This is a genomic window from Methylobacterium sp. Leaf466 (assembly GCF_001425565.1).
In the GTDB taxonomy this organism is placed as follows: Bacteria; Pseudomonadota; Alphaproteobacteria; order Rhizobiales; family Beijerinckiaceae; genus Methylobacterium.
In genome coordinates this window covers 42,313-65,759 of the sequence record NZ_LMRC01000002.1, presented here as the reverse complement: position 1 = coordinate 65,759, position 23,447 = coordinate 42,313, and the positions used below count along the sequence as shown (strand labels likewise).

Sequence of the window (23,447 nt, the reverse complement as noted above, 5' to 3'; positions counted from 1 at the left end):
CTCTGGAAGCGCGCAGGCCTCCGGCTCCGATGACGCCAGGGCGTCCGGATCGGGTCGTGCCGACGGCGATGGTGGTGCGGTTAAGGCGTCAGCGCCGGGCGGTCGGCAGCAGGCCGAAGAACTTCGAGGCGTCGAAGGCGGTGCGGCGCGGCGGTGATGCGGTGATGGGTGCTGGTGCGGCCTGTGCCGGCGCCGCCGGGGCACCGACCTGCGTCGCCAGCAGCCCCTTCAGGATGCCAGCATAGTCCGTGTCATCGGGGCGTTCCGGCGCCGGCGCGGCCGCCTCGAGCGCGGGCATCGAGGGCTCGATGGCCGTGTCGGACGCCACCGGCCCCGAAAGGCCGAAGCCCGCCCGCCCGATCCCGCCCTTGGCTGCGTCGGGCATCGCGGCGACGAACTCGCCGCCGAGGAAGGCCGCGGCCTTCGCTCGATGGCCGGACATCTGGTTGTTGACCTTGTCGGCCACGGTGCCGGGCGCGCCACCGTTGTTCGCGTCGCTGGCGTTGTAGCGCCCCACCCGACCGGCGTTCACGGCCGAGTAGAGGTCGATCAACCCCATGCCGGGCTTGAAGCCGGCGTCGACGAGATAATTGCCGGCCGCCTCGACCTGCGCCGCGACCGGCATGTCCTGGGTCACGCCGTATTTCTGGCGCTGCGGCTCGCCCCATTGGATGAGGCCGCGGTGCTCGCCCCACTGCGTCGTCGGCCCCTTTTTCCAGGGATCGAACGTGCCGCCGGTCTCGTAGGAGATCGTCGTGCCGAGATCGAGCGGACTGGCGCCGATCCGGCCGGCCGTCGCGAGGATGGCCGCGCGCATCTCGTCGGTCATCGCGTGCTCCGGACATGCAAAAGGCCGCCCTTGCGGAGCGGCCCTGAAGGTCCCGGCGCACGTCGCGGGACGTTGGTCTTGTGCGGCGGTTCGCCCGTCGGGTCAAGCGGCAGACGGCATAGGCGTGTTTCAGTTTGTAGTCTGCCCCCGCTTAAGCGGCGGTTATCGACACTTTGCGGAAGCTCAGAACGTCAGCTTCGGACTGCCAGGATGGCCGAGACGAATGGCCCCGTCGGGTGGACTGGTGACGGACTGCATCTGAATGGCCGCCCGATTAAAGCGGATACCGCCGTCACGCCCCCCTTTCGATACAGCTTCGTCACAGCCGCTCGCACCATACCGCATGCGAGCCAAGGGAGTGGTATTCCTTCATTTGCGATGCGCGTAACCGGAGAACATAAGAATTCCTTCATGACTGAGTGGCGATACATGACAGAGCAGTAATAAAAGAAAAACAAGTTTTGGTTGTAGTGGTGGTTCATTGAGCAAAATGACCGAAGCTCCTACAATTTCTGATCTGTTTGGGGTAAGGTTCAGGACGCGGGCGACGAACCGCATCCTCGCCCTCTGCTTCATCGTTTTGTGTGGGCTTGGCCCTGTCGGTCTGTCGCTCAGCCCGCGGCAAGATGAGCCCGTCGCGATCCTGCGACTGAGACCGATCGAACTGCTGCCCACAGCGGTCGCGAACGCCGATGCTCGGATCGTGTGGATGTCGGCCCGGGGACATCTCCTAATTCTCGACTCCGCCCCGCCGGGCCTCGTGCGTGCGCTCTACCAAGAGGGCGCAACCCTGGTTGTTGCAGCCAACGCAGTGAGTAGCTGCTTGCCCCGCGCTTCCGCCAAACCGTCCATAACCGGGACCCTCCAACTATGACACCGCTCAGCAACCTCTCGGACCTGCGCCGCGCGTTCATGCCCGTACTGCTCGGCAGCCTGTGTCTACTGTATGCTGTTGCCGTTCTTACCGCGTGGGCTGCAGGCGCCAACCTTGTAGGCGTGGCCGTTTTCGGAGGCGCTCTGATCATCATTATTGGAGTGGTTGCACGTGTGAATGGGCCGGCTGCCATCACGCGTCAAATGTCGTCGGCAGCAGCCATGTCCCTCGTCGCCCTAGTGGTGTTCAGTGCCGCGGGCACGGACCTGCAGATCGACATGCACATGCTTTTCTTCGCCGCTCTCGCATTGGTGGCGGGCTGGGGCTGCTGGTCCTCGATCCTGGTGGCGACGGGCGTCGTCGCAGTCCACCACCTCGCGCTGAACGTCCTCTACCCGGCGGCTGTGTTCCCAGGCGGTGCCGACTACACCCGCGTCCTGATCCACGCCGTGATCCTCCTCGTCGAGGCTGGTGCGCTTATGCTGGCGGCCCATCAACTGGTTAAGGCGATGAACGCCTCCGAGGATGCAACGGCGGAAGCCATTCGTAGCGCCAACCTCGCCCGGGAGCTTGCTGCCGAACAGGCGGCTGAGAGCGATTTCAAATTGCACAGGGCAGGCGCGCTGGCAGGATTGATGTCGGAGTTCGAGCTCAACGTCTCCGCACTTGTCCAAGGGCTCGCAGGCGCGGCCACCAAGATGGAGGCCACCGCGAACACCATGGCGGCTACGGCTACCGAGACCACACAGCAAACGGTCACCGCCGCGGACTCGGCACTCCAGACCTCCGCCAACGTGCAAACGGTTGCCGCTGCCAGCGAGGAAATGTCCGCATCCGTGCAGGAGATTGTCCAGCAGGTCGGCCGGTCAGCCGCGGTCGCCCAGCAGGGCGCCGATAAGGCGAAGCAAACGGACCTCACAGTCCAGAAATTAGCAATCAGCGCCGAGCGCATAAGCTCAGTCGTATCAGTGATCTCCGATATCGCGTCGCAGACCAATCTGTTGGCGCTCAACGCGACAATCGAGGCGGCGCGGGCCGGAGAGGCTGGACGGGGCTTTGCCATCGTAGCCGCGGAGGTAAAGAACTTGGCTGGTCAAACCACGAAGGCTACGGGCGAGATCGGTGAGCAGATCGCCGAGATCCAAGCTGCGACGCTGCAGGCAGTCTCGGACATCCGAGAAATGGAACGCGTAATCGGTGAGATCTCGAATACGTCCGTCGGGATTGCAGCCGCGATGGAGGAGCAGGGCGCCACGACACAGGAGATCGCGCGGAACGTGGCCCACGCCGCGCAAGGGACAGGCGCGGTCACGTCCGCGATCAGCAATGTGCGTAAGGGGGCAGGTCAGACGAGCGCGGCGGCGACACAGGTGCTTGGCGCGGCCAGGGAGCTTGCCCACCATGCTGAGAACCTGACCCAGGAGGTGTCGCGCTTCCTGGAGGGCGTGAAAGCCGCCTAGACCAAGGCAACTTCGGGTAGGTTGTGCCGCGACCTCGGAGGTTCGGGATTAACGCGAAGTTGCAGGCGAGATTACGGGAAGGACTGCTGCTTCTGAAGCAGACCGCCGGCAAATCTCAAACTGAGACACGACCACTGCGGGAGGTGTCTCGACCGCATCTTTCGCTGGGGCAGATCGCCATGTAGCTTCCGCATATGCACGACCGCTCCACCGTCATCCTCGCTTGGCTCGCCTTCACCGTCGTCATGCTGGTGATCGGATGGGTGCTGAAGCTCGTCGTGCCGCCCGCCCATGATTGGGCTGTGGCCAGCATCGGCCGCACCGGTGCGTGGGCGGTCTTCCTGGCCGTCATCCTGGCCTGCGCCGTGTTCGGCTACTGGCCACGCGACGCCGCCGGCCGCATGCGGCGCCTACCTACGCTCCGTTGACGGCTCGCGGACCGGTCCACCGCCACCGTTCGCCAGGGCGAGCAGGCGCCGGGTGAACAACTCGGCGTTCTTGCTCCCGGCCGGGGAGCGCGAAAGCGCTCGCAGGTCCGGAAGGGCGCGCGGGTCGAACATCAACCGCGCGATCGCCTCGCCGTTGCCCAACATGCGGGCGCGCAGCGCAGCGTCCCCGGCCCCACGCTTCAGGCCGACGATGGCGCCGCCGGCCGCTCCGCCGAACCCGCCGACCGTGGCCCCGGCCGCCGCGCCCGTCGCGACGTCCGAGACGGCCTGACCGATCGGGGTGCTGCCACTCGCGAACTGCTTTTTGATCGCCTCGTTGAAGGCGGTGTCCGACCCCTTCTGCGGGCGATAGCCGGTCGCCTCGAGGGTGGTCATCAGACGGTCGAGCCCGCCCCAGAGGGTGTCGCCCTCGGGTAGGGCCCGGATCGCGGCTTCGAGGTTATGGCGCTGCTGGCTGTTGCCCCGCACCGCCGACGCGAACCCCGCACCACCGTACTGCGCTGCCACGCCCTTCGACTGCTGCGTCGCTTCGTTGAAGACGGATTCGAGGTGGATGCGGGCGAGATCACGTGCGGCCGCCGGTCGGTTGCGGGCCAGGGCCGTCATCGCCGCCGAGACCTCGGCGTGGCTCCTGGGCTTCGGGTTGGGCGTGAAGACGGCCTGTATCGCGGCGTCGACGTCGGGCCGGGCGGCGATTCGCCCGAGCGGGGAGGCCTCCACCTTGGCGAGGGCGTCGCGCGTCCGGACCACGCCGTCGAGCCGGTGATAGACGTCCGGCATGTTCTCCAGGACGTCGGTGCTGTCGCGCAAGAGAGCACTGAGCTTGTCGGCATCCACGTTCCCGCGCTGGTCGGTGGCGGCGTCGAGGATGCGGGTGGCGACGTTGGCCTCGTAGGCCTGCCGCGCGGCCGGGGTGGCGTTGGCCAGGAACTCGCGCGCGGCGCTGGCGCCCTGCAGGTGGCTCGGAACCTGCTCGGTCGGGGTGGCCATGCGGCCGGTGGCCGGATCTTGCTGGACGACGCGGGCGAGCGGAGAGTTGCCCTCGAACGGCTCCAGCGAGCGCGAGTTCGCCGCGAAGTTCGCGTCGGCGGTGGCCACCTCCGGCACCGTCTTGAGCTGCCCATCGAGGGCCGAGCGCGCCGTCTGGAGATCGCGGACCTTGGTGCCGTCACCATCCCGCAGCGCGAGCTTGATGCCGGTGTCCAGGCGCTCGCGGGCGTGCAGCAGCCCTTCGACGGAGAGGTCGGTCTGCCCGTCCGGCCCGTAAAGGTCGCGGCGCGCCCGGGCGAGGGCATTCCTCACGTCGCCCTTGGCGGTGCGCATCTGGGCGTCGATCGCGTCGAGCGCCGCCTGCGGGTTCACCTGGCCGAACCGGACGTCCGGGATCTCCTCGCGGATCGTCGTGCCCTTCACCGTGGGCGGCGGCGCATCGCGCATCGCCATCACGACCTTCTCGTAGACGTCGAGCGAGTCGGCGCGGGGGTCGCGCATCATCTCGCCGAGGACGCGCGAGCGAATGTCGGGGTGGACGGTCTCCGGCCGGATGCCGGCATTGATCAGGTCGCGGTCGAGGAAGCCTTCCGCCGCCTCCGTGCTGCCGCGGTACTCGTCGGCCTGGCGCGTTGCCCGGACCCGCGCGGCCGAGGGCTCCTTGCCGATCTGGTACGACGGCACGCCCCGCTGTTCGTTTGTCAGCTTGCGCAACAGCTCGTCGCGGATGTCCCGGGCCGCGCCGCCATCGATGTCCGGCTTCAGGTAGCCGGCGCCGATCAGCTCCTCGCGCCAGAAATTGTCGATGCTCCTGCCGTCCGCGCGGGCGACATTGCCGACGCCGGGGATGTTCCAGCGCTGGAAGTCGTTGGCGCGTGCCTCGCCGCCGTCGAAGTTGATACCGCCCTTGCGCGCGATGTACCGGGCGAGGCTTTCGACCGGACCGTCCGCGGACGGGGCCGACGCGTTCATGCCGTCGAGGGGGCGAGGCGCGTCGGGGGTGAACTGCGGACGCTCCCAGGCCGTCGGGGTCACGATCGGCTCGCCGGGGCGCTCGACGGCGATGATGCGCTCGATCCCGATGTTCTCCGGGGCCGCGCGCGCCGCCGCATAATCCGGATCGGCCTGCGCCTTGCGGGCGGCCTCGCGTGCATCTGCGACGCCGCGCATCTCGGGCTGGATCACGCGGCCGGCCTGGTCCGCCGTGAGACGCGGGCCGACCGCCTCACGTGCCTGCGCCAGCGCGATGCCCTCGGGCGTCTGCCTCACGCCAGCGCGCGCCGCGGACTGCAGGTCGATGCCGACGCCGGAGGGCGCCTGGTTCTGCGGTCCGATGCTGTCGAATGCCGAGCGGGCGACGTTGTCCACCGCCGCCGGCCGCACCGCATAGAACTCGGCCGCGATGCGACCGCCCTCCCCGCCCGAGTTGGCGGCCACGCGCTCGAGCTGCGAGGCGCGAGTGGCCCTGCCGCCGGTCGCGGCGTTCAGGGCCTCGCCCACGGACAGCTCCGCCCCGCCGCCCGGCAGCGCCCTGCCCTGCTCGCGCAGGAACTGCGCCGAGACGAGGTCCTGCTCTGACATGCCGTGCGCCATCTCGCGCACTAGCCCCATGCCGGGAGCCTCGCCGCGCACCGCGGTGATCGCCTTGCCGATCAGGCGGCCGGCGACCGGCCCAGCCGCGCCCAGACCGCCGCCGAGCAGCGCCCCGAACCTAGTTTCACCGATATCACCATCGCTCCGAACAGCAGCATCGGCTCCACCAAGAACAGTGCCGCTCCCGGCCGATGCCGCTGTGCGCACCGCCAGCGACCCGGCACCCGCCCCGAACGCCGCCGGCGCGGCCATGACGAGCGGGATCGTCCCGGCCACGCCGCCGGCGACCTCACCGCCCGTCGTCGCCCACGGGTTGGCCTTGGCCGTGGCCTCGCCGAACCGCTCCACCTTGCCCAGCTCATCCGAGAACGTCGTGTCGTTCTTGAGCGCGCGCACGGCGGCGGCCGCGCGGTTTACGCCGGCGAGCAGGTACGGCCCGACCACGGGCACGCCATTGATCAGTCCACGACCGATCGCTGTCGTACCGTCGCCGGGCAACTCTGCTGTCGGCAGATCGCTCACCGTCGCGGGATCGGCGAACGGGTCGTGATCCACGGGCACCAGGCGCGATCCGGCCGAGGCTGGTGCTGCATCTGCGAAGGGGTCGTGATCGACCGGGACGAGCTTCATCAGCGCACCATCAGAAACTTGCCCGGCCGGGCGGGGTCGGGCGAGTACCAGTTACCGTCCGGAGCCTGCCGAGCGCCCTGCGGAGCGCCCTGCGGCGGCTCTTTCGGAGCCGATGCTGCGGCACCATCCCTCGCCGTCGGGAAGAGCGGGTTCTGCGCCGCGAACTCTTCCACGGCCTGATCGAAGCCGCCGTCGAGGCGACCGCCGTTCTTGGCGGCATAGTCGCGGGCGAGCTTCGAGACGGCCTGCTGGCGCTGGGCGAGGGACCGGGCGACGCCAATCAGGTCGCGATTTCCCTGTTCCGACTGCGCCAGCGTCGGCGCGGTCCGGGAGATGTAATCGCGGTCGGTGTTCGAGATGCCGGGCCCGAGCGAGCCGCCCAGGCCGTCGAGAACGACCTTGTTCGACAGGGCGTCGAACACCTCCGCCGCCGAGGCGGCCCGGGCATCCTTCACGCCGAGCGCGCCGAGGAACTGGTTCGCGCGCTTGAAGGCATCGGCGCCGACGCCCGAGTAGAAGCCGGGCGATTTCATCGCCTGCTCCATCAGGGCCAGCGTGTTCAGGGTCGACGAGGCGTTGCGCCCCTTGGTGCCGAGCTCGAGCTGGTATTCGCCGTAGCCCTTGCCGACGACCTTGTCCTGCTCCTTCTCGGTGGCGCCGACGTTGACCTGCGTGTTGCCGCCGCCGATCGCCTCGGGGCCCTTGGCCGTCATCTTCGCCGGCGCGTTGGGAGCGAGGCCGAAGGCGACCCTCTCCTCGGCCGTGACGGGACGCGCGGGCTGGCCGGGAGCGATGATCTTGACGTCGGCCGGATCGGTCCGGCTCACCGCGGCCTTGGAGCCGTCGGGCAGGTCGGTAAGCGTGTATCGCTCGGCCTCGGTGGGGTCCTTCGCCGGCCCCAGCAGGTTGCCGGTGCCGGGCTTCTCCCCGGCCCTCAGCTCGTAGACGTTGCCGCCGATCGTGACCCGGCTCGGGTCCTTGTTCATCTGCGACAGGACGCTCTGCAGGACCGCTGGGCTCGACATGGCGGCCGTGGCCAGGTTCTCGTCGAGCCCCTTGCCGGTGAGCCAGGCCTTCGTCGCGTTCTGGCCCTGCGCTTCCTTCGCGAGCTTCGCCCGCTCGAGCCCGAGCTTCGTCTTGGCGAGATCCGTGGTCGCCCGCGTGGCGTCCGCGACCTGTGCGTTCTTCAGCCCGGCGGAGAGACCGGCGCCGAACCCGGGCGTCGACATCAGGCCGGTCCCGATCCCGACGAGGAGGTCGCCGCCGCCGCGATCGGTGAGGCGCTGGAACGCATCGCCGAAGTTGAACCCGCTGTCGGCCGGAGCGCCGCCCCCTCCCCCCGGTGCGGTGGAGGGTGTCGGAGCCATGGCCGGGGCGGGCATCGCGCCGGCGGCCGGCACGGCGTCGGGCGCGGGCATGTCGGCGGCCGGCGCGCCCAGGCCGAGACCGAGCGGGCGGCGCGGCGGCAGCGGCACGCTCATCGGCGCCTTCGACGCCGTCGGAGCAGGCGCGACCGGGTCCGGCACGGGCTCGGCGCTCGCCACCGGCGCTTCCACGACGGCGCCGGACGTGCCCGCGAACCCTTGCGGCGCACCCATGGGCATCCGGCCGAACAGGCGCATCAGGTCGTTGGGGTCGTCCTGCGGCACCGCGCCGGAGCGGTTCAGGATTCCTGCGCTCATCGGGTGATCCTCAGGCCTACTTCATGAACTTCGACGCGGTCCCGGCGATCGCGAGCCCGCCGCCGAGCAGCTGCTGCAGGAGCGAGGGCTGCGGGATCTTCGTCTGCGACGTGCCGGTCGATGTGCTGCCGGCGCCGGCGACAGGGAGCGCGAGCTGCGCCAGGAGGCCGGCCTGGTTCCAGGGCTCGGCCTGCTGTTCGTTGAACACGTCCTGGTCCGCGGCGATCTCTTTCTGCTGCTCCTCGTCCTCGACGGCGCCGATGCCGGCCAGCGTCTGGCCCGGGGCCATGATGTCGGCCTGGACGCCGGCGATCTGGCCGAGGCCGGTCTGCGCCGCGGCGCGGTCGCCCTGCGCCGTCGAGAGCGCGGTGCCGAACTGCGACAGGGCCTGTCGGTTGTTGTCGCCCTCGATTCCCGCCAACGTCGTCGCGCCGGTGAGAGCCGCCGCATCCGCGCCCGAGGCCAGCCTGGCGCCGGTGACGGCCTGGTTCGCGTTGCCGGTGCGCACGCTATTGATCTCGCCCAGGAGACCGGAGCGGATGCCAGTGAGCGCATTGCCCGCCGCATCGATGGAGGTAGCGGCATTGGCGATACGAGCGCGCTCGGCGTCATAGTCGGAGTAGCGCAGGCCGAGCTCGGCGTTCGAGGCGGCCTCCGCCGTCGCGCCGGCGAACCGGCCCGAACCGTACCGCCCCGAGGCCGCGAACTTCTGGCCCACAGCGGAGGTCGCCCCGGCCGTGGCCCGGTCGATCATATCCTGGAGGTAGGGATTCGAACCGCCGAGGAACTTGCCGTCGGCGGTGTCCTGGAGCGAGCGTTCGGTCTGCGTGGTCGTGCCGACGTCGCCGAGCAGCCCCCGGTACCCGGTCTCATCAAGGGCATAGTCGCCGCCCGTCAGCGCCTTGCCGACCGCGGCGGCCACTCCGTTGGGGTCGCCCATGCGAGCGGCGGCGGTGGCCACGCCGGACGTATCTACGCCCGGAACCTTCATGAGACCCGTGAGGGAGCCCTGCGTCGCAACGGTGGAGCCGCCGTCCGAAAGGAGATTCGACAGAAAGCCCGCGCCCGCCTGCGCCGTGCCGGCGGTGGCACCAGCGGTCGCCTTGATCGCATCGAGGCCGGCCTTGGTCGTGTCGCCGAGCCCGGCGACGCGATCGCCGCCGTAGACCTGTGAGCCTACCCCGGAGTCGAAGGCCGCGGTTCCACGGTCAACGATCTTCTGCAGCGCCGGAACCGCCGGCGCGTAGGGGTCGGTCTTGGTGTTCGAGGTGGTGGTCTGCGTCTTCGATCCGCCGCCGCTCATGCCGCCACCTCAAGATGCTTCACGTAGTAGGCGTCGACCCGGTAGTCGGGGAGCAGAGCCGCCCAGCCGACACGACCGACGAACTCGACGCGGCTGCAGCCTGCGCGCACGGCGCCGGCCTCGATCTCCCGCATGATCTCTCGCCAGCGACGAACGCCCGTCCCTCCGGCCGCCAGGACGCAACAGGATCGGCCGCCGTCGGCGCGCTCGCGCACCTGCGTTACGCCGGCGCCGATCGGCGCGCCGGTGGCGTCGAGGATCAGCACCAGGAGGGCTTCCTCCCGGTCGACCAGGCCGCGCAGGTCGGCCAGGGAGAGGTCGCAGCCCGGCCGGGCGCAGGCGCGGGCGAGCCATGGGGCCGCGATCGCCCAGGCCGGAGCCAGGTCGACGTGATCGATCGAGCGCAGCTGCATCAGGGTCGCCGGATCTCGTAGCGGAACAGGCGGTCGGTCGCCGGCGAAGCGTCGTGCCCCCAGGTGAACGACCCGCGCGCGGTGGACTTCAGCCAGACGCGGGCGTCGGCCGCGCTCTGGGTCGTCGGGATCGGCGCGACGAGGGCGCCTTCGGTGCACAGCGAGTCGGCGACGGTCGTCTCGGTCACGTCGGAAGCCAGGGCGACGAGGGAGGCGCCGAGTGCGTTGGTGCCGCCGCGGGCGAGGTCGGAGAGGGCCTGGACGACCTTCTCCGGGTTGCTCTCGTTCTTGCCGGGGACGATCATCGCCTGCCCTCCGGCGTCGCATCCGGCTCGACGCCGGTCACGTAGCTCCACGCGGTACCGGCCGGGATGCGGGCCCGGACGCGGTGATACCGGGCCGAGGCGCGGCAGGGCGCGAACCGTTCGACGGTGGGCGCGGTCTCGGGCTTGAACCGGACCGGGTCGGCGGCGCGCAGCGTCTCGCGCACGCCGATCGCGACGCGCCAGTCGTCGGCGTCGGTATCGAGCCGCAATCCGCGCACGAAGGCCCTGTCCGGCCGCGCGATCATGGCGTCGGGCGTTTCGAGGATCGCCTCGAGCGCCGGGCCCTTCAGCAGCGCCAGCCGGTTGTCGGCGGTGACGAGGCCGAACGCGGGCGCGCCGCCGGCATAGGAGGGATCGTCGAGCGAGATCTGGCCCGGATCGTCGAGCGAGCCCGGGATGCTGTCGATCGACGTCGCCGGCGTCGCCGCCACGAGACCGAAGCGGATCGGCAGCTTCAGGAACGACCACCGGTCGAGGAGCCAGTCGTAGAGCAGGACCTCGTCGAGCAGGGTTCGGTCCGTGGTCGGAGCCGACCTGCTGCGATAGGCGAACATCACCCGTGGGCCGGTCACGTCCCGGATCGCGACGACGGAGGCCACCGCGTTCGGGTCGACCCGTTCGGCGAAGAACCGGTTGACTCGCTCGGCGCCGATCGCCGTCGAGCCGCCACCGGCGAAGACGTAGAAGCCATCGCGGTCGAGGAAGAACACCTTGGCGCCGACCTTGGCCAGCGACCAGGGCGCCACCGCGCCGCGGTTCTCCTCGTAGACGTCGAAATCGAAGACCTCGGCCGAACCCGGCACGAAGACCATGCGCCGGATGGTGCGTTCCTGGAACACGATCCCGAACTCGCCGCCGGCAAAGCCCGTGACCGCTCCGCCGTCGGGGAAGGGCTGTATGTCGCCCTCGCGGCCGTTGCTCAGGCCGAGCGGCCATGAATCGATGTTGCCGAGGTCCGACCACTGCACGGCGTTCGGGTCGGAGGCGAGACCGGCCAGCACCAGGAACTCGCCGACCACGCCGCAATGGCGGGCGCGGGGCGGCATGCCGCCGAGATCCGCGAATACCCGCCCGGAATCGACGTCGATCGCCTGCGCCCGCGTGCCGAGGCAGACCGCGACGAGGCGCGAGCCGTAGAGCGCGAACGACCAATAGTCGCCCGGCGGCACGGAGTAGACCGTGCCGGGCTTGGACACGTCGTCCCAGCCCGAGGTGCCGCCGTTGAACTTGTAGAGCTTGGTCTGCGTCGCGGCGAAGTAGATCGGGAACCCGAACGCCGGGCTGTTGACCTGGACGCCGCCCCGGCAGTCGGCCGGGAGCGGCAGCGAGATCGGCAGAGGCGAGAGCACCGGGCCATAGCCGTCGGCGCGCGGCGTCACGTTCGTGGCGACGCTCGAGACCGAGGCGTCCACCGACGCGACGTCGGGCGCGAAGGGAGCGAGCTTGACCAGCGCCGCCATCGGATCAGGTCATGTTCTTGGCGGCGGCCATGTCGGCGGCATCGTTGGCCGCGCGGGCCTGGCGCGTCCCGACCTTCTGAGAATCGGTCTGCCCGAAGATCGCGGCCAGACGCGAGTTCAGCAGGACCGACCACTGCGCCGACCGAACCTCGTCCTTCTGGAAGAGCATCGCCTCCCAGAGCGCGGCGTAGAGGTAGACCTCCGGCGCCTTGGTGATGAGCCAGTTGACCGGGGAGGCCACCGTCAGCGGCGGGATGCGCTCGTAATAGAACACCTCGAGCGACCCGGGCACGGCCGCGGCGATCCGCACCTTGCCCCCGAGCAGGGTGTAGAAGGACGGGACGCCGTTCGGCCGGTGGCGGTGGCGGAACTCGGGGCTATCGGGCTCGCGATAGTTCAGGAAGAGCGGTCGCTGGGTCGACGGAGCGACCGGGTACCAGCGCACCGAGATCCAGTCGATGAAATCGGCCGGCAGGGCGACGCCGCCGCTCGCGTCCAGGACGGTCGGGCCGACCGAGGCGTGCATGTCCACGACCTTGAGGTCGGTGTTGAACCGCCCCTCCGCCTGCTGAACGAACAGCGGCGCGAAAGCCTGAAGATCGTCGCGGGCGAGATAGGCCTCGAGCGCGGCGAGCAGGCTCGGATAGTCGGTGATCGGGGCGAGGTCGGCCATCGGGGTGGGCTCCGGGTCAGACGGTGTAGGCCATGACCTGGCCAGAGGAAGCGATGACGTTGGACCGGCCGCGCAGCGCGTTGCGCTCGTCGGTCACGATGCTCGCCTGCATCGTGGCGAAGGCCGGGTCGCGCAGGGCGTTGAGGGCGAGATGCCACTTGGCGCGCGCCGCGATCAGCCCGGAGGCCTCGTCGACCCAGGCGTTGGTGGCGTCGCGGTCCTGCAGCGGCGGAAGGCGGATGTGCGCGGAAAGGCGGACCGTCCATTCTCCGGACGGGATCGGCCACAGCCGCAGCGAGCGGTCGAAGTAGGAGTACGCGCAGGGGCGCGAGCCCGAGGCCGGATCGTCCCAGGCTTCGACCTGCGCCTCGGCGATGCGCTGGAGGGTGGTGACCTGGTCGCCCTCGAGGAGCACGGCACTGTCGATCGCCATGAGCTCGGGGATCTCGGCCGTGTCGCCGGCCCCGTAGACGTCGACGCCCGGCAGGGTCTGGAACGTCAGGATCCGCTCGTTGAAGAAGAACCGCTCGGTCTCGAAATGGCGGATCGCGCGCTGGACCGCCGTCGCGACCTGCGCCGAGAGGTCGGCGCGCGCGATATCGTCCTCGATCTCGTCGAGGAGGTCGCCGAGCGTCGGCGCGCCTTGGGCGTTCGGCATGGATCGGGGCCCTCGGCTCGTCGTATCGGCAGGGACGAAGGCCCGGAAAGTTTCCGGACCCTCGCTGTCGTGCGACGGATCAGCCGTCGTTATTGGGCACGTAGAGGAAGACGATCGTGGCGACGCCGGCGACCGGGCCGCCGGTGATGTTACCGTAGAGCACGGTGTCGCCGGCGAGGCGGCCCTTGAGGGTCGCGGTATCCGGACGCTTGGCGCCGGCGGCGGTGGCAGCCGAATCCGCGGCGGCGACGAGGTCGGTACCGGCCGGCGTGGTGCCGACGGTCAGGGTGGCGCCGGCCGAGAAGGCGGTCTCGATCAGCACCAGGGTGCTGACGATGAGACTGCCCTCGGGGAGCGAGGCCGTGAAGGCGAAGGCGCCCTCGGCGAAGGTAACGGTCCGGCGGACGGTGTGCGCCATCTGCTCACGGACTTCGCGAGTCGACGGCCGCACGGGGGCGACGTTGGTGGCCATGTCGGGCCCTTTCAGGATCAGGATGAGGAACGGACGAAGCGCGGGACCGGCTCGGCCCCGCGCGGAGGTTCAGGTCAGATCGCGTCAGGCGACCGGGGCGGCGTAGGTCGGCACCACGATCGTGCCGAAGTCGTCGCCGTTGAAGGTCGTCTTCTTCAGGCCCCAGATTGCCCAGGCCGAGACCTCGAGGTTGCGCTTGTGGTCGAGGAGCTCCTCGTTCCAGCGGTAGCGGGTCTCGCCGCCGGCCTTGCCGTAGGCGATGGTCGCGGCCTGGGCACCGAGCAGCACGGCGCGGCGGGTGTTGGGCACCGCGGTCTTGCCGTCGGCGGACACGCCCTGGGTCACGTCCTGCGCCTCGCGGAGCACGACGCCGTTGTACTCGCCGAGCGCGCCCGAGAAGATCGGGGACTTGCTCGATTCCATGCCGGCCATGGCGGCCTTCTGGATGTCGAGCCACTGGCCGGACGCGGTGTTGGTGCGCAGCGAGGTGACCTGCGTCGAATGCAGGTACATCACGTAGACCTTGCGGCCGCCGACCACGATGGGGCGGATCATGATCTTGCCGGTGGAGCCGCCGGTCTTGGCCAGCTCGACGGCCTTGTCGATCAGGTCCAGGGTCATGAAGTCGCCCGTGACCAGCGCCGTGTCGTTGGCGCGGGCGTTGGGGCGGAAGATGCGGCCGGCCGAGGGCGCGGTGACGGCGTTGTTGGCGCTGTACTTCTTCGCGTTGGTCCCGAGCGCGTTCACGGGGGTGAAGCCGCACACGTGGGCGAAGAAGGATTTCGTCTTGCGGGTCTGGAACCAGTCGGCGAGGCCGCCGCGGGCCTGTTCGCGCAGGTTGAACGGCACCCGCTGCTGGTCGATCGTGTTCTCGGACTTGACGCCGACGACGTGCCCGAGCTCGTCGATGGTGACCTTGTCGGAGTTGGTGCCGAGCTGCTCGCCGTTGCCCTCGGCGACATCCGAGGAGCTGAAGCCGTCGCCGACGAGCTGCATGCGCAGGCCGAAGGTGACCTGGTCGCCGTTGCCCTTCTTGGTCTCGGTCTTCTCCTGGATGATCGCGCCGTCGCCCTCGCCGATCAGGGGATCGATATCGATGGATTTGTTGGCTTCGACCGCGAGCTTCTTCGACCACAGCTTGATGGCCATGGCATCGTTGGCGCCATATGCGGTGTAGGACATGGGGTGCCTCTGGGGCTTGGGATTCCGTGGGGAGGGTTCGTGCCGCGTGCGTCGCGGGCGGACGGAAGCCGGGCCCCATGTGCCGTTGGGGACGGTGGTCGGACGGGATCCGTGACGGGGATCGGGCGAGGGCTCTGACGCGGCTGCGCGGATCGCGTGACGGGCGATCAGGCGGACGGACATGCGCGGGTGCGCCATGGACCGCGGGAGGCGGATGGCGTGTCGAGCAGGTCCGGAAGACTGGGATGGGCGCGGACGGGGCCGATCGGCCCGCACGTCTCGCGACGCGTAGTCAATGCAGGAGGTTGGCCCGTCGGGTCAAGGGGGAGCGCGAGCTAGTAGTGATTTAATTCGGAAGCGAACCGCAAGCTGCATAAAGCTTGAAATGTGCCGCTCGGATGACCTGGGGAAAATGGCCCGTCTTCAGACTCTCTTCGGCAGGATCTCTGAGCCGAATTAATCTGCGATAATTATATCGGCAGTGCTCCGGTTACAGGTGCGGATTGCCGGGATAGCCTCGCGCTTCGGCATGTAATCCAAGGCGGAGCCATCATGGCATCAGACGTCGAGCACCCCCTGCTGCCACTCATCCGCAAGTTGGAGAGCCTTACCACCCTCTCGGACGAGGAGCGGGCTGCCATCGAAAGTCTACCCGTCAAGGTGCAAGCGCTGCGGGCACAATGGGACATCGTGCGCGATGGCGACGCTTCTTCTCATTGCTGCCTCATCCTCGAAGGGTGGCTCTGTCGCTACAAGATCATCAGCGAAGGCAAACGGCAGATCTTCTCGTTCCACATCGCCGGCGATATTCCTGACCTGCAGAGCCTGCACATCCCGGTCATGGACCACAACCTCGCCACGCTGACGGCCGCCACCGTCGCCTTCATCCCGCACGCGGCCATGCACGACCTCACGACCCGCTTTCCAAGCATCGCTGCGAAGTTCTGGCGTGACACCCTCGTGGACGCGGCCATCTTCCGCGAGTGGCTGGTATGCATGGGCCGGCGCTCGGCCTTCGATCACTTGGCGCACCTATTCTGTGAACTGTACTTCAAGCAGGAAGCCATTGGTCTTGCCGATGACTATTGCTGCCCCTTACCGATTACGCAAGTCGATCTCGCCGATGCAACCGGCCTGTCTAACGTACATGTCAATCGCGTACTGATGACAATGCGCGGCATGGGTATGATCACCTTACGAAGCAACACACTGATCATCAAGGCCTGGGATGAGCTTCTCCAGGCTGCAGAATTCGACGCTTCTTATCTACACCTGCGAAAGCGCATTGCGAAATGAGCCTGCATTTCCAGCCGATCCACCTCTCCGACACGGAGCGCCAGATCCTGTTCGTCGACGGCGGTGTCGTTGCGGTATTGGTCCGCCTGTCGGACGCGCATGGAGACGAGGCCGGAAGGTGGTCTCTGGAAGCGGGCTTCGGCCGTGTCGGCGACCCCAACCCACCGACGTTCGAAAGTCTTGACGAAGCACAGGCTTGGATCAAAGGACAGATTGGATAGCGCTGGCGGCGCGTTGGCGTCGTGGACGATCTAGGCCGTGATCATCGGCCCCAACACGGTCTTAGCCTCCCATGAGAGCACGCACGCCGAGTTGGCGGTCGCGTACCGCTCGAACTTGGCCTCGCTCATGCTGGCCAGCATATCGAGGGTAACCTCGCTAGCCGGGGTACCGCCGGCGGCCTAACTGGAAAACTCGGATGGGCGGGGACGGGGCCGACCGGCCCGCACGTCTCGCGACGCGTAGTCAATGCAGGAGGTTCGCCCGTCGGGTCAAGGGAGTCAGGCGCGGCGGCAATGACTTAACTCAAAAGCTGGATGCAATCTATAATTGCTATATATAAAAAGATATTCGGTCGATCACATTTTAAATTAGGAATATTTCATAAAGCTGCTTTATGACGGCTTTTATCGTCAGCGGTCCCGTCACAGGTGCTGATGCCTGGGAGAGCCGCGCGCTTCCGCCTGCAACACAAGGCGAAGCCATCATGGCGTCGAACATCACTCATCCCCTGTTGCCGCTCATCCGCAAGTTGGAGAGCATCACCACCATCTCGGACGAGGAGCGGGCAGCCATCGAGAGCCTGCCTGTTAGAATGCAGGCGTTTCAGCCACGCCAGGACGTCGTAAGCGAAGGCGACAAGCCCTCACACTGCTGCCTCGTCCTCGAAGGCTGGCTCTGCAGATACAAAATCATCAGCGCAGGCAAGCGCCAGATTTTTTCGTTCCACATTGCCGGCGATATCCCCGACCTGCAGAGCTTGCACATCCCGGTCATGGATCACAGCCTCGCCACGCTCACGGCCGCCACCGTCGCTTTCATCCCGCATGCGGCCATGCACGATCTCACGACCCGCTTTCCCAACATCGCAGCGAAGTTCTGGCGTGACACCCTCGTGGAGGCGGGCATCTTTCGCGAGTGGATACTCTGCATGGGCCGTCGCTCGGCCTTCGATCACTTGGCGCACCTATTTTGCGAGCTGTACTTCAAGCAAGAAGCCGTTGGTCTTGCTGATAGCTATCGCTGTCCCTTGCCGGTCACGCAGCTCGACCTTGGCGATGCGACCGGCCTGTCAAATGTGCACGTCAACCGCGTCATTCAGGAGATGCGCGCTAAAGGCATGATTACCCTGCGCAAAAACACCCTGGTCATCGAGGCCTGGGACGAGCTTCTTCAGGCTGCAGAGTTCGATGCTTCTTATCTGCACCTGCGAAAGCGAATTGCGTTGTGAGCCTGCACATTCTGTCGCCGATCTTGATTGCTTTGCTAGGAGGATTTGGACGTCGCTCAAGCGCCACCCGGGCTTGGTTATACAGTTCCCGCCTGGATACGGCAAAAAAGAATTATTAAGTGTCTCTAAATTTAAACAAAAGTTCCAGTAGGCATATTTTGCGGTATCGCTACAATTCATTCAGAGAAATTTGAGATTCAGCGCTTAGAAAGCGAGGGCTCGTATAACTTTAGACCACGTAGAGCGGCTCCTTTAAAGAGGCCGATCACATATGAGGGCCGAACAGGCCGGGAACTAGATCCTAATGTTGGCGCTGGTACTCGACGATTCTGAAATGAATAACCTCCTAATGGTTGCGGCCTTGCAGCCACTTGCGGAATGCTGGCCTCGTGATTTTACCTTACCAATGGAAGCGCTCGCGTTCGCAAAAGAGAATGCAGCCGATATTGGGATCGTGATAACCGACTATGAGATGCCGGGCATGAATGGCATCGAGTTCATCCAGGCGGTTCGGTGCATTCCCAGCCTTGCGAACGTTCCTGCTGTCATGGTTACTGCATTTGATCAACGCGGACTACGCCGTGAAGCACTGGAGGCAGGCGCGACGGATTTCCTGGGCAAGCCTGTGGACCCGTTCGAAATTCGTGCTCGGGTTACGAATTTACTTGCTCTTTCCAACGCGCTTAGGGTTCAGCAAGAACATGCCGTTCAACTCGTTCGCGATGTCGCCGCTGCTGTAGCCTTGGTTGAGGAGCGAGAGCGTGAGATTATCTCAACGCTGATGCGTGCAGCGGAGAATCGGGATACAGAGACTGGCGATCATATCGCCAGGGTCTCAGCGTACACCGGGATGATTGCCCAGGCGCTAGGCTTTACCTCTGATGAATGCCGGCTGTTGAGTCTGTCTGCCGCTATGCATGATGTTGGTAAAATCGCTCTTCCAGATGCCATACTACTTAAACCGGGGCCCCTTACGCCTGAGGAGCGCCTGCTTATGGAACAACATGCTGAAAGAGGTAAGCGCATTCTGGGTGGGAGTGCATCACCTGTTATGCAGCTCGCGGCCGAAATTGCTGCAAGCCACCACGAACGGTGGGACGGCAACGGATACCCGTACGGTTTAAAAGGTATTGCTATGCCATTGTCCGGGCGGATAGTAGCTGTAGCAGACGTTTTCGATGCACTTACGACCGAGCGACCCTATAAGCAGGCTTGGTTGCCTGAAAGAGCTCACGCACATTTAGTGGCTAACGCAGGGACACATTTTGATCCGACGGTTGTAAATGCTTTCCTGAGCCGCTGGTCTCAAGTGCAGGCTTCACTTTTATTACCGAAGCATAGTTCGCCCGAGTGCGCCGCAGCTTAGGCTCTCCAGTGAACTGCCTATGTAATGATTCCTGGCGAAATGGAACAGCGACTTATTTAGCCGCCACGCCAACGATACCATTTCGCCAAAATACAGTCGACTGTTGGCAGTATTTTTAACGAGAGGCGCTGGCTCATACTGAGCGCCGTTCCTCATCCATTCCTAAGGACCGAGCCAAGAGATCTCTTGCCCGGCTGACCCGGCTTTTCATTGTACCAACCTGACAGCCTACAAGGTTGGCTGCATCTTCGTAAGTCATGCCTTGAGCTGCCACGAGAACAAGGGCCTCACGCTGACGAGGTGGTAGCTTATCTATATAATTCCATACTATCTGCAAATCGACACAGTACTCTTGGTCTGCCAGCGCAGTCATCTGGTTTGCTTTCTCTCCCTCTACGTCCTCGAATTCACGCCTGCGCTTCCGGCATTCGGTATAAAAATGGTTGCGTAGGATCGTGTAAAGCCAGGCTTTAAAGTTGGTACCAACTTGAAAGCGATGTTGGTTCGCCCAGGCTTTAACCATTGTCTCCTGTACAAGATCGTCAGCTAATGCCGAACTGTTGGCTAGCGACATCGCAAAGGCTCGTAATCCGGAAATCTCGGCCAGCAAATCATTTCGAAATGTTTCAGCACTAAAGTTATCCCGCGAACTCAACACGGATTCGAGCTGCGCTATGAGATCAAGCAGTTGAGTTGGTGGTCGCTCTGCGAAGACATAGTTGTAAAATGTTCGCATCTCAGAACCGAGATGTTCACGGATATTTGAAGGCAGCTCAACCTGGGAGTTTAATGCGCGAAGTGATGCTAGAACTACTGCCTGCAGAGGTGCTGGCATAGTGGAGCTGCTGTCTTCAATCATGTGCCTGTCCTGCTTCCTCCCACGTCCGCTGAGTTAAGAGCGGCCTGGAGAACAGCGCGGGATCCTAAAACGGACAGATGCTGAACGCGAGCTAACAAACGTTTGCGACGTTCTCAGAAACAAACCTGTAAGCACAGGATGCAAATTCTACGCTGGCGTGTTAAAGCATTAGCAGAACAACTTTTTTGCCGTCGACTGCGTTCAACCGAAGGAAAACCGTATCGCCGCCGTTGGTTGTCTCACTGCTCATGAAGGTAGCCATCGACAGCACGACTGGGCTGGTAAATCCCGACACTCACAGCTCCGAATGACGCCCTTCCGCGCGCCTCAGATATGCTTCAAAGCCTTTAACCTAGGATTTGGCGCGGCTTGGTTTAGCCTCCCATCAGCGCACGCACCCGCGCCGGGTTGGCGGTCGCGTACTTCTCGAATTCGGCCTCGCTCATGCTGGCCAGCATATCCATGGTGACCTCGCTAGCCGGGGCGCCACCGGCGGCCGAGAGCGACTTCGCCGCGGTCTGGCCGGCGGAGATGCGGGCCATCCTCTCGGCCTGGGTCTCGGCGGGCGCGGCGGGCTTGGCCGGTTCCGCCGCCTTCGGCATGAAGCCGCGCGCCTGGGCGATCTTGTAGATGTGCTCGGCCGGCGACTTGCCCGCCTTGATCGCCGCCTTCACCAGCCCGGCCTCCTCGGCCGCGACCTCGCGCATCGCGGTCGCTTCGTCGACGCCGTAGAGCTTGAGCTCGGCGACGCGGGAGCCGATCAGGTGGTTGTAGGCGTCCGCGAAGGCCGGCTCGGTCGCCATGTAGCGCTGCGCATCGCTGGCGTAGCTCGTCATCGCCGAGGCGTGCTCTTCACGCTCCTGCGCCTGCGCCCGTTCGGCCTTCTGCGCCTCGGTGAGCTGGGTCTGGCTGGTGCGCAGCGCCTCGACCTCGGACTTCAGCTGCTCGTAGGCGCCGAAGATGTCCTCGTTCGGGTCGATCACCTTGGGCGGCTCGGCGGCGGCCGGCGTCGCGGCTGGGCGCTGCATCGCCTCGCTCAGGAGCTTCAGGCGCTCGTCACCGCGCGCGAACTTCTCGCGCAGTTCGGTGAGCGCGGCCTCCGCAGCGGTGGCGCGGGCGGCCTCGGCCTTGCGGCGCTCGCGCTCCTGGTGGAACGCGCCATGGCGTACGAACCGGCCCTTGTTCGCCTCCGCATCGTCGGCGTCGGCAGCATCGGGATCTACCACCTCGCCCGGTGCGGCAGGTTCGCCAGCAGGCGCAGCAGCGGCCGGGGCGGCGGAAACGGTGCTCGCCTCGCCCGCGGGGGGCTCGACGCCGCCTGTGCCCGCGTCAACGCCATCGTCGGCGGCATAGGCGTCGAAGGCGGCCTGCTCTTCGGCCGTGAAGGCGTCGCCGCCCGACGAGAGATCGTGGTCGTCCATGCTGTCCTCGTGACGTGAAGGATACGGATGCCGGCGTGCGCCGCCGGCGGGCGGAAGGGGTTCAGGCGGCCGCGCTCATCGGCGGGCCGGCCTGCATCGTCAGCTGCGCGATCGCCGCCTCGACGCCGTCGCGCTCGGCCCCGGCGCCTTCACGGGCGGCCTTGGCGTTCTTCAGGTTGGCGCCGGCGGTCAGGTCCTGGATCTTGGCCATCGCGGTCTGCATCGCGACGCCGGCCTGTGCCTGCGCCTCCGGGCTTGACCCGCCGGCCTGGGAGAGCAGGTCGCGCATCTTGGCGACGAAGCTGTCGGGGAACGGCGAGTAGGGCAGGATCTCGACGAGGACCTGCGGGGTAATCATGTCCTTGATGACCGGGAAGACGCTGGTGAACGTCGACCAGATCACTTCCTTCTGGTTCGGGCTCGCCGGCGCGTCGTCGATGATGACGTCGTACTCGCCCATGGTGCTGTCGCGCAGCAGCGGCACAACCCGCTTGGCGCCATCGCCGGCGATGCGCACCAGGCGGCCGTCCGAGAGGTAGGTCTGGATGAAGTAGAGCCGGACCCGGCCGATGTGCTTGCGCGCGCGGCGGAGCGCATCGAACAGGGTGGCGAGGATCGTCATCGCGGCCTGCTTGCGCTGGTACTCCAGCACGCCGGCCTGCTCCTGCTGCTTCTGGCCGAGCAGCTCGAGGTTCACGCCCGAGGAATCGCGGATCGACATGATCGCGAACTCCATGAGCTGGTAGTGCCCGGCCGGGAGCTGCGGCAGGGGCTTTTCCTTCATGCGCCCGCCCATCAGGGCGCCGTCGTTGACCCAGGAAATGCCGCCGGGCTTGGCGTAGCTGCGCTCGAACGCGGCTTGGTCCGGAACGGCACCCTTCTCCATCATCATGCCGCCCTTGGCCTGGCGGTTGAGCATGTCGAGGGTCTGCGACAGCCATTTGTTGGCGTACCGCTGCGGGTCCTTCATGGCCCGGATGATGCCGAACCAGGTGCCCTTGTTGTGGTCGCGGTCGCCAGTCAGGCAGGCGTAGGAGAACTGGTCGCCGGCCGGGGCCGGCCCGACTTCGAGGACGGTGGCGCCGATGAAGGCCCGGCGATAGACGCGCTTGGTCACCCGGTACGTCTGCATCGTGATGCCGACCGTCGCGGCGCGGGAGAGCAGGGTCGCGGCCTTGGCCTCGTCCATCTCCGTCGGCTCGCGCGTCGTCGGGTCGATGACCATCACGACGCGCTTGCGCTCCCACCACTGGCATTCGACGATCGTGACCTTGCCCGAGCCGGCATCGCGATCGAGACCGCGATCGGCGCGGGACTCGCCCGGTGCGATCTTGTCGTGGGCGTCGTCGTCGCGGTTCTCGGCCCAGGCCGCGTCGAGCTCGGTCGGTTCTGCGTCGGGGAACAGCCCCTCGGCCTCGGCCCGGTCCATCGTCTTGGCCCGGAACAGGCGGCGGCCGTCGGCGAGGTTGCGCTTGCGGGCGCTCGAGTCCCAGATCATCTCGAGGGGGTCGACCCGGTCCTCGACGTAGGCGCCGTCCGGGTTGGTCTCGTAGTCGAGACGCATCTCGACCCAGCCCATCCCGGTGATCGCGCAGTCGACGAAGGCGTCGCTCTCCTCGTCCTCGGCCTGCGCCTCGTCGGCGAGGTAGCGGCCGGCCTCGGTCAGCAGCTCGTTCTTGGCTGCGTCGCCGATCTCGCGGGGCAGATACTGGATGTCCTGGCGGCTGTTGACCTCCGAGCCGGCCACGGCCTTGATCACCGGCAGCATGCGATTGAACGTGATCGGCGGCCGGCCCTGCTCCTTGAGCACGGCCTCGTCCTCGGTCGACCACTGCCGACCGGCGACCATGTCGTAGTCCTCGCGCGCCTCCTTGCGCCAGATCGCCGATGCGTCCCGGTCGATGCGGTACCAGGCCTTCAGCCTGCGGACCAAGGCATCGCGGTCCATGGCCTCGCGCTTGTCGGCGCCAGGCGCGCCGGCATCGTCGTCGATGTCGTTCATGCCGGTTCCGTGATGTGCGAGGGGTAAAGCCGAACGGGGTCGGGCCGAGATGTGCATGG

General features: G+C 66.5%; 20 protein-coding genes. 6 read left to right on the top strand and 14 right to left on the bottom strand.

What is annotated here, in order from left to right; all coding sequences use genetic code 11:
• Positions 1 to 88: 88 nt before the first annotated feature.
• On the bottom strand, positions 89 to 829 hold the full coding sequence (locus ASG59_RS02370) for a hypothetical protein (protein WP_056285895.1): 741 nt from the start codon (positions 827 to 829) through the stop codon (positions 89 to 91).
• 870 nt (positions 830 to 1,699) lie between these two features.
• Here ASG59_RS02370 and ASG59_RS02365 point away from each other — a divergent pair.
• Positions 1,700 to 3,163 (top strand): methyl-accepting chemotaxis protein, encoded by a 1,464-nt coding sequence (locus tag ASG59_RS02365; RefSeq protein ID WP_082528589.1) that lies wholly within the window; start codon positions 1,700 to 1,702, stop codon positions 3,161 to 3,163.
• A 194-nt stretch (positions 3,164 to 3,357) separates the two neighbouring features.
• On the top strand, positions 3,358 to 3,591 hold the full coding sequence (locus tag ASG59_RS02360; RefSeq protein WP_055888726.1) for a hypothetical protein: 234 nt from the start codon (positions 3,358 to 3,360) through the stop codon (positions 3,589 to 3,591).
• On the opposite strand, the gene ASG59_RS02355 is transcribed toward ASG59_RS02360, so the two are convergent.
• The 10 genes from ASG59_RS02355 to ASG59_RS02310 all read right to left on the bottom strand — a co-directional run bounded on the left by ASG59_RS02355 (position 3,574) and on the right by ASG59_RS02310 (position 14,994).
• Positions 3,574 to 6,825: a hypothetical protein gene (locus tag ASG59_RS02355; protein ID WP_056406814.1), complete on the bottom strand. Its 3,252-nt coding sequence runs from the start codon at positions 6,823 to 6,825 to the stop codon at positions 3,574 to 3,576. The genes ASG59_RS02360 and ASG59_RS02355 overlap by 18 nt on opposite strands.
• A complete protein-coding gene (locus tag ASG59_RS02350) occupies positions 6,825 to 8,507 on the bottom strand; it encodes a hypothetical protein (RefSeq protein WP_056406812.1) in 1,683 nt (560 codons plus the stop codon). Before ASG59_RS02350 ends, ASG59_RS02355 begins: the two co-directional genes overlap by 1 nt.
• A gap of 16 nt (positions 8,508 to 8,523) precedes the next feature.
• Positions 8,524 to 9,810: a hypothetical protein gene (locus ASG59_RS02345; protein ID WP_056406809.1), complete on the bottom strand. Its 1,287-nt coding sequence runs from the start codon at positions 9,808 to 9,810 to the stop codon at positions 8,524 to 8,526.
• A complete protein-coding gene (locus ASG59_RS02340; protein WP_055888712.1) occupies positions 9,807 to 10,223 on the bottom strand; it encodes a hypothetical protein in 417 nt (138 codons plus the stop codon). The genes ASG59_RS02345 and ASG59_RS02340 overlap by 4 nt, the downstream gene beginning before the upstream one ends.
• Positions 10,223 to 10,528 (bottom strand): hypothetical protein, encoded by a 306-nt coding sequence (locus ASG59_RS02335; RefSeq protein ID WP_055888710.1) that lies wholly within the window; start codon positions 10,526 to 10,528, stop codon positions 10,223 to 10,225. Before ASG59_RS02335 ends, ASG59_RS02340 begins: the two co-directional genes overlap by 1 nt.
• Positions 10,525 to 12,009 (bottom strand): hypothetical protein, encoded by a 1,485-nt coding sequence (locus ASG59_RS02330; protein WP_055888708.1) that lies wholly within the window; start codon positions 12,007 to 12,009, stop codon positions 10,525 to 10,527. Before ASG59_RS02330 ends, ASG59_RS02335 begins: the two co-directional genes overlap by 4 nt.
• Before the next feature lie 4 nt (positions 12,010 to 12,013).
• On the bottom strand, positions 12,014 to 12,682 hold the full coding sequence (locus tag ASG59_RS02325; RefSeq protein WP_055888706.1) for a hypothetical protein: 669 nt from the start codon (positions 12,680 to 12,682) through the stop codon (positions 12,014 to 12,016).
• A gap of 16 nt (positions 12,683 to 12,698) precedes the next feature.
• Positions 12,699 to 13,340 (bottom strand): hypothetical protein, encoded by a 642-nt coding sequence (locus ASG59_RS02320; protein ID WP_056285892.1) that lies wholly within the window; start codon positions 13,338 to 13,340, stop codon positions 12,699 to 12,701.
• Between the two features lie 79 nt (positions 13,341 to 13,419).
• Entirely contained in the window at positions 13,420 to 13,758 is a 339-nt protein-coding gene (locus ASG59_RS02315) for a hypothetical protein (protein WP_244475603.1), read from the bottom strand.
• Positions 13,759 to 13,896: 138 nt separating this feature from the next.
• Positions 13,897 to 14,994: a N4-gp56 family major capsid protein gene (locus ASG59_RS02310; protein WP_056285888.1), complete on the bottom strand. Its 1,098-nt coding sequence runs from the start codon at positions 14,992 to 14,994 to the stop codon at positions 13,897 to 13,899.
• A 552-nt stretch (positions 14,995 to 15,546) separates the two neighbouring features.
• Between ASG59_RS02310 and ASG59_RS02305 the strand changes: the two genes are divergently transcribed.
• From ASG59_RS02305 to ASG59_RS19660, 4 genes are all read left to right on the top strand, one after another.
• Positions 15,547 to 16,290, top strand: coding sequence for a Crp/Fnr family transcriptional regulator (locus ASG59_RS02305; RefSeq protein WP_055888696.1), 744 nt, complete (start codon positions 15,547 to 15,549; stop codon positions 16,288 to 16,290).
• Entirely contained in the window at positions 16,287 to 16,511 is a 225-nt protein-coding gene (locus ASG59_RS02300; protein ID WP_055888694.1) for a hypothetical protein, read from the top strand. The genes ASG59_RS02305 and ASG59_RS02300 overlap by 4 nt, the downstream gene beginning before the upstream one ends.
• 395 nt (positions 16,512 to 16,906) lie before the next feature.
• Complete coding sequence (locus tag ASG59_RS02295) at positions 16,907 to 17,740, top strand: Crp/Fnr family transcriptional regulator (RefSeq protein ID WP_244472443.1); 834 nt, start codon at positions 16,907 to 16,909, stop codon at positions 17,738 to 17,740.
• A 304-nt stretch (positions 17,741 to 18,044) separates the two neighbouring features.
• Positions 18,045 to 19,106, top strand: a complete 1,062-nt coding sequence (locus ASG59_RS19660) for an HD domain-containing phosphohydrolase (RefSeq protein WP_082528588.1) — start codon at positions 18,045 to 18,047, stop codon at positions 19,104 to 19,106.
• Between the two features lie 133 nt (positions 19,107 to 19,239).
• On the opposite strand, the gene ASG59_RS19655 is transcribed toward ASG59_RS19660, so the two are convergent.
• From ASG59_RS19655 to ASG59_RS02285, 3 genes are all read right to left on the bottom strand, one after another.
• Positions 19,240 to 19,965, bottom strand: coding sequence for a sigma-70 family RNA polymerase sigma factor (locus ASG59_RS19655; RefSeq protein ID WP_082528587.1), 726 nt, complete (start codon positions 19,963 to 19,965; stop codon positions 19,240 to 19,242).
• 374 nt (positions 19,966 to 20,339) lie between these two features.
• On the bottom strand, positions 20,340 to 21,386 hold the full coding sequence (locus ASG59_RS02290; protein ID WP_056406807.1) for a hypothetical protein: 1,047 nt from the start codon (positions 21,384 to 21,386) through the stop codon (positions 20,340 to 20,342).
• A 61-nt stretch (positions 21,387 to 21,447) separates the two neighbouring features.
• On the bottom strand, positions 21,448 to 23,388 hold the full coding sequence (locus tag ASG59_RS02285) for a portal protein (protein WP_056406805.1): 1,941 nt from the start codon (positions 23,386 to 23,388) through the stop codon (positions 21,448 to 21,450).
• Between the last annotated feature and the right edge of the window lie 59 nt (positions 23,389 to 23,447).